Annotated in this window: 9 protein-coding genes and 1 pseudogene; 1 reads left to right on the top strand and 9 read right to left on the bottom strand. The window is 64.9% G+C overall.

Annotated features, from left to right (window positions below):
- The 7 genes and pseudogenes from ACIQ67_RS11635 to ACIQ67_RS11605 all read right to left on the bottom strand — a co-directional run.
- A pseudogene (locus ACIQ67_RS11635) lies at positions 1-322 on the bottom strand (transketolase); the annotation flags it as partial.
- Positions 322-1,263, bottom strand: coding sequence for an FkbM family methyltransferase (locus ACIQ67_RS11630; RefSeq protein WP_397534530.1), 942 nt, complete (start codon positions 1,261-1,263; stop codon positions 322-324). The gene ACIQ67_RS11630 and the pseudogene ACIQ67_RS11635, both read right to left, overlap by 1 nt.
- A complete protein-coding gene (locus ACIQ67_RS11625; protein ID WP_397534529.1) occupies positions 1,260-2,318 on the bottom strand; it encodes an NAD-dependent epimerase/dehydratase family protein in 1,059 nt (352 codons plus the stop codon). The genes ACIQ67_RS11630 and ACIQ67_RS11625 overlap by 4 nt, the downstream gene beginning before the upstream one ends.
- A 17-nt stretch (positions 2,319-2,335) precedes the next feature.
- Positions 2,336-3,691 (bottom strand): lipopolysaccharide biosynthesis protein RfbH, encoded by a 1,356-nt coding sequence (gene rfbH, locus ACIQ67_RS11620; protein WP_397534528.1) that lies wholly within the window; start codon positions 3,689-3,691, stop codon positions 2,336-2,338.
- Positions 3,688-4,761 carry a CDP-glucose 4,6-dehydratase gene (rfbG, locus tag ACIQ67_RS11615; RefSeq protein ID WP_397534527.1) on the bottom strand — a complete coding sequence of 358 codons (1,074 nt, stop codon included), beginning with the start codon at positions 4,759-4,761 and terminating at the stop codon, positions 3,688-3,690. Before rfbG ends, rfbH begins: the two co-directional genes overlap by 4 nt.
- Entirely contained in the window at positions 4,758-5,531 is a 774-nt protein-coding gene (gene rfbF / locus ACIQ67_RS11610; RefSeq protein ID WP_397534526.1) for a glucose-1-phosphate cytidylyltransferase, read from the bottom strand. Before rfbF ends, rfbG begins: the two co-directional genes overlap by 4 nt.
- A 21-nt stretch (positions 5,532-5,552) precedes the next feature.
- Positions 5,553-6,548 carry a 2Fe-2S iron-sulfur cluster-binding protein gene (locus ACIQ67_RS11605; RefSeq protein WP_397534525.1) on the bottom strand — a complete coding sequence of 332 codons (996 nt, stop codon included), beginning with the start codon at positions 6,546-6,548 and terminating at the stop codon, positions 5,553-5,555.
- 314 nt (positions 6,549-6,862) lie between these two features.
- Here ACIQ67_RS11605 and ACIQ67_RS11600 point away from each other — a divergent pair, with 314 nt between their 5' ends.
- Positions 6,863-9,001 carry a glycosyltransferase family 10 domain-containing protein gene (locus ACIQ67_RS11600; RefSeq protein ID WP_397534524.1) on the top strand — a complete coding sequence of 713 codons (2,139 nt, stop codon included), beginning with the start codon at positions 6,863-6,865 and terminating at the stop codon, positions 8,999-9,001.
- A 46-nt stretch (positions 9,002-9,047) separates the two neighbouring features.
- Here the strand turns inward: ACIQ67_RS11600 and ACIQ67_RS11595 are convergent, their stop codons facing one another.
- Both ACIQ67_RS11595 and ACIQ67_RS11590 read right to left on the bottom strand, forming a co-directional pair.
- Complete coding sequence (locus ACIQ67_RS11595; protein WP_397534523.1) at positions 9,048-9,842, bottom strand: glycosyltransferase family 2 protein; 795 nt, start codon at positions 9,840-9,842, stop codon at positions 9,048-9,050.
- Positions 9,843-9,850: 8 nt separating this feature from the next.
- A complete protein-coding gene (locus ACIQ67_RS11590) occupies positions 9,851-11,317 on the bottom strand; it encodes a TolC family protein (protein WP_397534522.1) in 1,467 nt (488 codons plus the stop codon).
- Between the last annotated feature and the right edge of the window lie 134 nt (positions 11,318-11,451).

Raw genomic sequence — 11,451 nt, 5'->3', positions numbered from 1 at the left:
GCACCTTGTGGCTGATGTGGTTCATCAGCATCGAGTGATCCTGGCCGTAGCTGAGCAGCTCCGCTTCGCTGATGAAGCCAGTCTCGGCCAGCGCGGCATAGACCGCCACGCAGGCATGGCCCTTGCTAAGGATGAAGCGGTCGCGCTCGGGCCAGTCGGGCCGGCGCGGATCGATGCGCATCACCTGGCCATAGAGCACGGCGACGATGTCGCAGATCGACAGCGCTGAACCGATGTGCGAGGCGCGCGCACGCTGGACCATGCGCAGTGCATGGGCTCGCATGCGCTGGGCCAGCGCGAAAGTACCAGCGTCGCTCGTCATCACTTCAAGGCCTCAAGGGCTTGAATTGCCGCGCCATGCACCTCGGCGTGGACGAAGGCATAGTTGGTCTCGGGCGTCTGGTCGCTGACCTCGTCGAGGCGACGAACGCCGGCCGTACCAACCGCATAACATCGATAGCCCAGCTCACGAAAGAATGCGAGCATATCGTTGGGGTGGTAGCCGAAGGGCTTGGCCCATTTGCGCAACAACTCGGCGAAGACAAGGGGCTTGTCACGCGCAAGCGTCTCACGGCCGCCGCGGAACACCAAGAGCTCGGCGCCCTCGACATCGCATTTGATGAAGTCCGGCTTGAGCTGCTGGTTCCGCACCCATTGATCCAGCGTCAGGGTCAGACCCATCACGCTGCGCGCGTCGGCGGCGCCGGCAACGTTCAGCAGCGAGGCATTGGTGCCGCCAGTCGGCGCGATGAAGAATTCAAAGCTGCCGCAGGCCTCGGACAGGCCGTAGTTGTAACTGGTGACGCGTTCGCCGACGCCATTGGCCGCGATATTGCGCTGCAGGAAGGCATGGGCCTGCGGCATCGGCTCAAAGGCATGAACGCGCGCACTGGGCTGGCGCATCGCAAAACGCACCGCATACCAGCCGATATTGGCGCCGACGTCGAGTATCTCGCGTGCGCCGGCCGAGAGAAGGTCCATCACCCGCGTTTCCTCGGGCTCGTAGCGGCCAAAGTTCATCACCTCGATCGGCGCGACCCGCGCCTCCTCGGCCGGCGCGAACAGGCGGATGCGTTCCTCGCCCATCACGAAACTGACACCCTCGGGAGTGATGCTGATCTCGTGCACATCGGTATGGTTTGTGATCGCGACGTAGTCGAACAGGTGGCGATGCACTTCCAGGGCCTGACGGATGAAATCAGGCTTGGACAGAGCGCCGGCGCCAAACTGTTCCTTCAGGTCCTGCAGTTTGATTGGGTTCATGCTGGATATGCCTCGATCATGCGGCGGAAGCCCTCGGCGGGCGTGACGGTTGGGGTCCAGCCCAGAGCGGCGAGCCGGTGGACGTCCGGCACCAGGCGACTGAAGCTGCTGGCCAGGTAACTGGTACTGCCGGGCGGCGCGCGGCGCTCGACCATCAACTGTTTCTCGGGATACAAGCCCACCATCAACTCGGCCAACTGCATCACGGAGAGCTCGCCGGCCGGGTTGGCTACGTTGTAGGGCAGAGCACTCTCGCCCTTCAGCAGCACGGTGAAGAAACCGGCGATGGCGTCCGAGGCGTAGCAGAAGGCGCGGCGAGCCGCACCGTCACTCAACATCACGATGTTCTCGTTGCGCAGCACATTGAAGACAAAGTCGGCGAACACGCGGCCGTCGTCGGCCTGCAAGCCCGGCCCATAGGTGTGAAAGGGCCGAACTATGAAAGTCGGGATTTTGTGCTGGTAGCTCCATGCCACGCACAGGGTCTCACCCAGGCGTTTGCTCTCGGCATAGCAGGCGCGCACTGTCGCAGGGTCCAACGTGCCGAAGTGCGTTTCCGGCAGCGAAGCATCGCCTGACACCGAGCCATAGACCTCGCTGCTGCTGACGAACAGAAAACCGCGCGGATCAGGGCTTTGGGTTTGTAGCGCCTCAAGCAGAGCTGCAGTGCCGACTGCATTCGGCAAGAGGGTGCCGACCGGGTCGCTGCCGTAGAACCGCGGGCTGGCCTGGCTGGCCGCATGAAGCACGTAATGGCAGGGGCCGATTTGGGGCACGGCGATGCGGCTCAAGTCCCATTCGAGCAGTTCGAGATGCGGGTCGCCGCAGATGTCCGCCAGGCGGGTGCGGGCACGCGCAGCATCACGCACCATCGCAACCACCTGCACGGGCTTGTCCACCTTGCCCAGGCGGTGCAGCGCCAGCAGGCTCCGCACCAGATAGCCACCTAGAAAACCGCCGGCGCCGGTTACCAGCACGCGGCAGCCGCCAAGCCGTTGCCAAGGTAGAGCGTGTGCGGCCACTGCCGCGACGTCCCCGGCCCAGATGTCCAACATGCGCTCGCCCAACATAGTCAGAAGCCGACGCCGAAGAAGGTTTCGAGCTGGGTCGCCATGAAATCAAGCCTCTCCTCGTCGAGCGCGGGAAAGACGCCCAGCCAGAAGGTTTGGTTCATCACGATATCGGTGTTCCTCAGGCTGCCACTGACACGGAAGTTGCGGCCGGCCATATAGGGCTGCTTCGTCAGGTTACCGGCGAACAGCAGTCGCGTGCCGATCTTGTTCTGCTCCAGAAAGTTGATCAGGTCGGCGCGCTGCACGCCGCTGCTCTCCTTCAGGATCAGCGGGAAGCCGAACCAGGACGGATCCGAGCCCGGCGTGGCCTCGGGCAGGTGCAGGAACTCGGCGCAGCTCTGCAGGCGGGTTTTCAGATAGGCGAAGTTGGCGCGGCGCTTGGCGATGAACTCTTCCAGACGGTCCAGCTGCGCCAGCGCGCAGGCGGCCTGCATATCGCTGATCTTCAGGTTGTAGCCGAGGTGGCTGTAGGTGTACTTGTGGTCGTAGCCGTCCGGCAGATCGCCACCAAGCTCCTTCTTGCTCCAGCAGAAACGCTTGTTGCAGGTGTTGTCATTGCCGGGCGGGCAGTAGCAGTCGCGCCCCCAGTCACGGAAGGATTCGGCGATCAGCCTGAGTTCGGCGTTGTTGGTAAACACCGCACCGCCCTCGCCCATCGTGATGTGGTGGGCGGGGTAGAAGCTCAGCGTGCCGATATCGCCGAAGGTGCCGACCATCTGGCCTTTGTAGGTGGCACCCAGCGCGTCGCAGCAGTCCTCGACCAGCCACAGCCCATGCTTCTTGCACAGCGCGGTGACGACATCCAGGTTGAAGGGGTTGCCCAGCGAGTGGGCCAGCATGATGGCCTTGGTCTTGGGCGTGATGGCTTCCTCGATCAGGCTGGCGTCGATATTGTGCGTGGCCAGATCCACGTCCACGAACACCGGCACGGCGCCGAATTGCAGGATCGGGTTGACCGTGGTCGGGAAGCCGGCGGCCACGCCGATCACCTCGTCGCCAGGCTTGATGGCCCGCTCGCCCAGGCGCGGCGAGGTCAGCGCTGAAAACGCCACCAGATTGGCCGAAGAGCCCGAGTTCACCGTGATCAGATGCTTGACGCCGAGGAACTGCGCCAGGCGCTGTTCGAACTGCGCGTTGAAGCGGCCGGTCGTGAGCCAGCCGTCAAGGCTGGACTCGACCATCAACTGCAACTCCCTTGCACCGATCACCTTGCCGGAAACCGGCACGACGGACTCGCCTGGCACGAAAGGCTTGGGCGCGAAGGCGATGTCGGCGTACTGCTGGACGAGATCGGCGATCTGGCTGCGCAGCTTGTCGAGTTGGGGATTGAAGAAGACGGCGGTAGGAGTGCTCATAGATCGCTGCTGTATGTCGTAATCTGTTGCAGGCACAGAGCCTGCATGTCCTGGCCAGTCAGCCAGGCTTGGTGCCACTCGACAATGCGCTCAAGCGCCTGGCCGAGGTTCCACCGCGGCTCCCAGCTAAGACCGTGTCGGGCCTTGGAGATGTCAAGCTTCAGGTAGTTCGCCTCGTGCGGGTGCTCGCCTTCGCTCAACGTCCAGCCAGCGCCACGGCCCCATTGGGCCACTAGGTGCTCGACGATCCACTGCACCGGCTGAACGTCCTGATCACGCGGGCCAAAATTCCAGCCCTCGGCATGGGTCTGGCCCTGAAGGTAGAGCCGCTCGGCCAGCATCAGGTAGCCGGATAGCGGCTCCAGCACATGCTGCCAGGGCCGCGTCGCATGCGGGTTGCGGATTTGGACAGGCTCGCCCTTCTCAAAGGCGCGCAAGACATCGGGCACCAGACGGTCGGCAGCCCAGTCGCCGCCACCGATCACATTCCCAGCGCGGGCGCTGGCAAGGGCGATCCCGCCCTGGGCCATGAAGGCGCGGCGATAAGCGCTGGTGACCAGCTCGGCGCAGCCCTTGCTGTTGCTGTAAGGGTCGTGGCCGCCCATGGGCTCATCCTCACGATAGCCCCAGACCCACTCACGGTTCTCGTAACACTTGTCGGTCGTCACATTGACGATCGCCCGCACCGTGCCGACCTGGCGTGCTGCCTCCAGAATGTGCACAGTGCCCATCACATTGGTCGCATAGGTCTCGACTGGCTCCTGGTAGGAAAGGCGCACCAACGGTTGGGCGGCCAGATGCAGCACGATCTCGGGGCGACAGGCGGCCATCGCCCGCTGCACCGCGGCGAGGTTGCGGATATCGCCGATGGTCGAGGTAGCCATCCCCGCGGCGACACGGGCCTCGGCGAACAGGGCCGGCGTGGTCGGTGCCTCCAGCGCCAAGCCATGCACTTCGGCGCCCATAGACTGCAGCCAAAGCGCCAGCCAGCTGCCCTTGAAGCCGGTATGCCCGCTCAGCAAGACACACTTGCCTCGCCAGAACTCGGGGTCGACCGTACCGTGCCTCATTCCCACTGCTTCCAGGGTGCGCGGCCGCTGGACCACAGCTCGTCCAGCAACTGCTTATCGCGCAGCGTATCCATCGGCTGCCAGAAACCCTCGTGCCCAAAAGCCATCAGCTCGCCCTGCTCGGCCAGGCGATTCAGCGGTTCTTGCTCCCAGACCGTCGAGTCGTCCTTCAAGAGTTCCAGAACCGCAGGACTCAGCACAAAGAAACCGCCGTTGATCATGCCGCCTTCGCCACGCGGCTTTTCATTGAAGCTCATCACCTGACGGTCCTTGAGTTCCAGCGCACCGAAACGAGCCGGCGGGTAGGTCGCGGTCAGCGTGGCGAGCTTGCCGTGGCTGCGGTGGAAGTCGATGCTGGCGCTGATGTCCACATCGCTGAGGCCGTCACCGTAGGTCAGGCAGAAGGCCTCGTCCAGCTCCACGTACTTGGAGATGCGCTTGATGCGCCCGCCCGTCATCGAATGGTCGCCGGTATCCACCAGTGTCACGTTCCAGGGCTCGGCGCGCTTGTGGTGCACCTCCATGCGGTTGGAGCGCATGTCGAAGGTGATGTCGGAGGTGTGCATGAAGTAGTTCGAGAAGAACTCCTTGATGACATAGCCCTTGTAGCCGCAGCAGATCACGAAGTCGTTGATGCCATGGTGCGAGTACATCTTCAGGATGTGCCAGAGGATGGGCTTGCCGCCAACCTCCACCATGGGCTTGGGCCGGGTGGCCGTCTCCTCGCTGAGTCGCGTGCCCAGACCGCCGGCAAGAATCACTGCTTTCATATTGGCTTCATTCCCTCTAGATCAGGCGCTGACAAAGGCATCCGAATGAAAGTCGCGGGCGTTCAGCCCCGCGGCCAGGAGTTGGCGGCGGGCCGATTCAATCATGGCCAGCGAGCCGCAGGCATAGACGGCCACACCCTGCATGTCGGTCCGTTGCTGCAGCAGCACCTCCTGCACATGACCGCGTGCGCCTGCCCAGCCCGCATCAGCACGGGACAACACCGGTGTGTAGCTGAACCAGGCCGGCATCGCATCAGGCTGCCAGTACAGGTCGGCCGGCAGACGGCCGCCCCACAGCAGCTGTAGCGAACGCGGCTGCTGCTCGGCCGGCAGGCTGGACAGGGACTCCAGCATGGCCTTGAGCGGTGCGATCCCGGTGCCGGTGGCCAGGAACACTACATCGCGCCCGGCCACGTCGCGCAGGAAGAAGCTGCCATGCGGGCCTTCGAGGCGCAGCAGATCATTGGGCCGGGCCTGCTCGAACCAGTAGCGACTCAGGACACCGCCCTCCACCGCCCGGATCTGCAGCTCCAGCGGCGCATCGGCTCGGGGTGCGGCCGCCAGCGAGTAGCTGCGGCGCACACCGCCCTGGCCGATCACGTTCAGATACTGGCCAGGCAGATAGTCGAAGCGGCTGCCTGGCGGCAGGCGCAGCTGCAGGCGCAGCACATCGGGCGCCGGCCGGTCCAGCCCTGCGATGCGCGCCGGCAAGGTCTTGACGGTGATCGCCGCAGCGGCGCCCAGGTCCTCGGCATCGAGCTCAAGATCGCTCAGCGCCGCACTCGCGCAGCTGAGCACCCAGCCGGCTGCGTGATCCTCGGGCGACAGCACCGCGTCGTCCAGCAGTGCGCGTGTCTGGCCACGCAGCACCTGGACCCGGCAGCTGCCGCAGCGACCGGTACGGCAGCCATGCTCCAGCACCAGGCCGGCCGAGCGTGCTGCATCCAGCAGGCTGACATGCGCCGGCGCCTGGAACTGCTTTCGATTCGCGAGGGTAATGAGGGACTCTTCGATCACGGATGAGGCGCGCCTGCAAAGGGGTGCTGTACAAGCGGACAGCAGCACCAGTTGCCGGGCATCTTAATCTCGAAGCCCGGGGGCACAAGGCGCCGAATAAGCCCTGCCTTGCAGCTGAATTCAGCAGGGCCAGTCCCGGTGCATGGTGCCAGTTTGGGCGGCAGCGGACACAGGCCTGCCATGACGGCTCCGTGCCCGGCATACACCCTGCTTTTCCCGGCCTCGGCGCTTCTGGCTTGCCGTTAGATTACGGAGCGCGCCATCGAGCGCTTCTCGTCTCTTGCAAGCTGAACCCACGAGCCCTGGACGACCCCATGATTGAACCCGTCAACCGCAGCACTGACGCGCGCCAGCGCATTCGTGTCGGCGTCTGGAACTACTACGAAGAAATCACACGCGACGGTTTCCTGTTCAAGAACCCGAACACGTCGGTCGGCGCCAATCTGCTCAAACCTTGGTGCGATCTGTACGCACATGGCCAGGCCCAGGGCATCGAGTTCGTGACACTGGACCAGATCCATAGCCCGAGCGATCTGGATGCAGTGATCTTCATGGACCGGCCGCGTCCTGGCCGGCCGCTGATCGACGCACTGATGCGCGCGCCGATCAAGAAGTACCTGATGCTGTTCGAGTGCGACGTCATCAAGCCGGATAATTGGGACGCCAGCTATCACCGCCAGTTCGACCGCGTGCTGACCTGGAACGATGCACTGGTGGACGGCGACCGCTACATCAAGGTGAACTTCGCTGCCGACCTGCAGCGCCCCTATGACTTCAGCACGCTGAAGAGCCTGTTCGAGCGCCGCAAGCTGGCCACCGTCATCGCCGGCGCCAAGGCTTCGGTGCATCCGAACGAGCTCTACTCAGAGCGGGTGCGCGCCATCCGCTGGTTCGAGCACAACGCGCCGGCCGACTTCGACCTCTACGGCATGGGCTGGGACGAGGCCGCATTTCCCAGCTACCGCGGCCCGGTGCAGGACAAGCTCGACACGCTGTCCCAGTACCGGTTCTCGATCTGCTACGAGAACGCGCGCAACATTCCCGGCTACATCACCGAGAAGGCGCTTGACTGTCTGCGCGCCGGCACAGTGCCTGTATATGGCGGCGCCCCGAACATTGAGCGCTGGCTTCCCTCCGACTGCTTCATCGACCTGCGGCGCTTCGGCAGCTACCCGGAGCTTTACAAGGTGCTTACCGGCATGACGGCCGAACAGCACGGTGCCTACCTGGACCGCATCCAGCGCTTCCTCAACGGCACGCAGGCCTATCCCTTCTCCAGCGAGTGCTTTGTCGACACGGTTACCCGCATCCTGGACTGGGACCTGCGCCTGCGTGCGCCCGCCGACAGTGCCGGCCCGGTGACATTGCGCCAGAACCTGGGCACCCTGAAGATCGAGTTCCCACCGGTTCAGGCTGAAGCCGCGGACAGCGCCGCGCCCAGCCCGCAGGAACAGCAGCGCCGCTCCTTCAAGAGCGCCGGTCGCCCCGACCTGATCGTCTACTTCGGCTACGGCGACGAGCTGCCGGTATTCACCCGCGCGCGCGCCTTGTGGCAGTTCTTCCTGACCCACTATCCGGGCGTGAAGGCCGTGTTCGCGCGCTCCAGCATGGCACTGCCGCGCGGCGAGGTACGGCACGATGGCTACGATCTCGTGGTCGGCATCGGCGACGGCAACAGCAGCCCCGCTGCGCAGGCCGGCTACGCGGCCTCGGGCATCTGGTCCAGCCAGGAGAACCGCAACACCATCTATCGCCAGATGGCCGTCTACGACTACCTGCTGCGCCAGCATCCGGAGCCCTTCTTCCTGTTCCAGACCACGGTCACCTCGGTGATCGACTTCCGCGGCCTGAGCGCGCTGCTGGACCAGCTGCCGCGTAGCGGCTGCTTCGCCGGCTCGCCGGCGCGTCTGAACTCACCGCCCGAGCTCGCCGGCCTGACCTTCGCCAGCGGTGCGAACTCGCTGTTCTCCAGCGACCTGCTGCAGCTCATGCGTGATCGCTACGACCCCGAGCATCCGCACGTCAACTACCCGAACGACATCTGGCAGGCGCTGACACTCAGCGACATTGAGCGCAGGCCGCTGCCTTTCTTCAGCTTCACGCGTGCGCGCGGCATCGAGTCGCGCCGCAGCCAGGTGCCCGAGCTCACGCGCCGCCTTCTGGCGATGGGGCACTACCATTTCCGGATCAAGACGACCAGCGCCGAGGCAGGCCTGGGCTTGCGCGAGGAGGTCGACCCCTGGGTGATGGCCAGCGTGATGGACGCGATCCTCAACAGCCCGGCGGCCCCCGACGCCAATCGTGCGCTGGTGGCCCAGTTGCTGAATTCCGTGCAACCCGCCAATGGCCATAGCCTGGCTGCGTTCAGCGAGAGCAGCTTCTTCCGTGGTCCGCGGGTCTTCCCGCTGCACGACGAAGAGACTGACGTGATTTACCCCGACATGGCCGCCTGACGCGGCGCCGCAGCCGCGGCGCTGGCCAGCGCGGCCAAGCCCCGCCTCAAAACCAGTTCTGCGGCAGATCCAGCCCAACGCTGCGGATCAGCGCCTTGCGCTGCTCGCGCCAGGCCTCACTGGGCGCCGGCCAGCGCCGGTAGATGTGCAGGAAGTCCAGCACCACGGTCAGGTCGTTGGAGCTTTCCGAGCTGCCGCGGCGCGTGCCGGGATTGACGTCCTTGTGGACGATGGCACCGCCACCGGCATAGTGGCGCGGCATGGCCTTGGCGCAGACCGCCAGCAGGAAGTCCCAGTCCTCCTGCGAGGCCAGATGCGGATCGACCTCGCAACCCTCCAGCAGGGTGCGGCGGAAGGCCAGCGCATTGTTGGGAATGAAATTCTTCAGGTGCAGGGTCTCGACCGGCACATGGCCCAACGGCACCGCTTCGCGCTGCAGAAACTCGATGCCGGCCTCGCTGCGGTTTTCCTTGACCACCTGGATGTCGGAGAACAGCACCTGGACCTGCGGACCCTGCGCAAGGATCGCGGCCGCCAGCGTAGCCAGATGATGCGGCTCCAGGCTGTCGTCGTCGTCCAGGAACAGCACCCACTCGCCCTTCGCCGCGCGCACGCCGGCATTGCGGCTTTCCGCGGGACCGGGCCGGCCATTGCGCTTGATGAAGACATCCTGCGGCCGCAGCAGCTCTGCGACAGCGGCGGCGGTGCCGGCATCCAGCGCATCAGCGACAACGATGATCTCGAAGTCCTGCAGCGTCTGCGCCAGGATGGCGCCCAGAGAGCGGCGCAGCAGCGCAGCCCGAAGATGCGTCGCGACGACGAAACTGAATTGAGGGCTCATGGGTGGAATCAGCGAAGTGGGGTCATCACGCCGCGGCCCATCGACCACATCAGCGCCACGGCTTGCTGGCCGTCGAAGATCGCGTTCACATGCGCGACCCGCAGGCCGTAGTAGTCGGCCTCGGATCCCATCACATCGAACAAGGAACGTCGCCCCAGCTGCTGCCATTGTTGCAGCGTTGCAGCCCTCAGCCGATCACTGCCGCGCAGAATCTCGACGATGCGCCGCGATCGATCAAAGGCGGAAACTGCGGACTCATGAATGTCGGCCAGACGGTAGCGCCGGGCTTCGATCGTGTCCTCGCGTTGCAAGCGCACAGCTTCGGCCCGCTTGCGTGCGGCGCTGATGGCGGGATCAGCACCGGCGTTGAAAAGCGGCATGCTGACGTTGACGCCAGCCAGCACATCAGCGCCCTTGCCTTGCCCGACGATCGCCGCCCCATTGAGCAGCAGGTTGACTTGCGGCCGGTAGCCGGCAGCCACCGACTCGGCATAGCGAGACTGTGCCTGCTGTTGCGCGGCCAGCTGCGCCACCTCGGGCGAGCTCTCGATGTCGCGCTGCATCTCGGCCAGATCAGGAACCTGCGTAAGCAAGGCTGAATAGCTGGCGCTGGGCGGCAACTCATCGCCAACCATGCGCCTGAGCCTGATCTCGGTCTGCCGCAGCGCCGAGTGGGTCTGCTCCACCGAGAGTTCAGCCTGCTGGCGGTTCTTCTGCGCCTGCACCAGTTCGCTGGAGCGACCACGGTCTGCCTTGACGATGATCTCCAGCGCGTCGACAAGGCAGGCCATCTTGCGGACGTACTGGCCGTAGATCTGGATCTGCAGCTGAAAACGGCTTCTGTCCATGGCCAGCGCCACGGTCTGAAGGGCCAGTTGTTGCTCGGTGTTGATCAAGCCCAGGCGGGCGGACTCGGCGAGCTGGCTGCGCCAGGCCGCCAGTTTCTCCAGGCGCCCGGAATCGAACAAGGGGGCGCTGACGTTGACACTGATTGTCCCCTTGCTGCCTGATGTCAAGGGCAGATCTCCGGACTTCACCCCGGTCTGAGCCAGCGTGCCGCCGAGGTTGACCTGGGGAAGCCGGGATGCGCGGGTCTCTTCCCAATCATTGCGCGCTGCCTGGGCCAGCAAGGTCACCGCGCCAACCGACTGGCTTCGTTCCAGCGCTCTTTGCACCAGCTGCTGCAGCTGCGTGCGCGGATCCACCACCGCCGTGTCGATCATGCTGGCGTCCCGGACGCTGCTCGAGGGCAAGGCGTCCTCCTCGCCGCACCGGCTCTGGCGCACCTCGGCACCGGCCGGCGCAGGCGCTTCAAGCGCCGCAGGACGTGCTGCGCGCGCACCAGGGCTGGCCTTCGCCGGGGCGGCAGCCAGGCTGCCGGCTGTCGACAACAGTGCTGCAACGGTGAGCACAGAGCGCAGCAGCTTGGCCTTTGCGACTGCGGGCTGACGAGGGTTGGAGGGTTCGCGCTTCATGGCCGCTACTTCATCACAGCAGCGCCAGCATGAAGCCCGGAACAACTCAAGCGCGACGGGCTAGATCAGCGATTCCAAAGCGGCGCAGCTGCTGCCAAGGCCCTCGAGGCCGCCGGATTCAGCCGATTCGAGTC

The organism is Roseateles sp. (genome assembly GCF_044373315.1).
Lineage (GTDB): Bacteria > Pseudomonadota > Gammaproteobacteria > Burkholderiales > Burkholderiaceae_C > JACDQM01.
The sequence above is the reverse complement of the archived record's forward strand: the minus strand, read 5'-3'. Positions and strand labels throughout refer to the sequence as shown.

Excerpts from the sequence above, each read along its gene's own strand:
- ACIQ67_RS11630 (WP_397534530.1), bottom strand. The coding sequence starts at position 1,263 with ATGAACCCAATCAAACTGCAGGACCTGAAGGAACAGTTTGGCGCCGGC.
- ACIQ67_RS11625 (WP_397534529.1), bottom strand. The coding sequence starts at position 2,318 with ATGTTGGACATCTGGGCCGGGGACGTCGCGGCAGTGGCCGCACACGCT.
- rfbH (WP_397534528.1), bottom strand. The coding sequence starts at position 3,691 with ATGAGCACTCCTACCGCCGTCTTCTTCAATCCCCAACTCGACAAGCTG.
- rfbG (WP_397534527.1), bottom strand. The coding sequence starts at position 4,761 with ATGAGGCACGGTACGGTCGACCCCGAGTTCTGGCGAGGCAAGTGTGTC.
- rfbF (WP_397534526.1), bottom strand. The coding sequence starts at position 5,531 with ATGAAAGCAGTGATTCTTGCCGGCGGTCTGGGCACGCGACTCAGCGAG.
- ACIQ67_RS11600 (WP_397534524.1), top strand. The coding sequence starts at position 6,863 with ATGATTGAACCCGTCAACCGCAGCACTGACGCGCGCCAGCGCATTCGT.
- ACIQ67_RS11595 (WP_397534523.1), bottom strand. The coding sequence starts at position 9,842 with ATGAGCCCTCAATTCAGTTTCGTCGTCGCGACGCATCTTCGGGCTGCG.
- ACIQ67_RS11590 (WP_397534522.1), bottom strand. The coding sequence starts at position 11,317 with ATGAAGCGCGAACCCTCCAACCCTCGTCAGCCCGCAGTCGCAAAGGCC.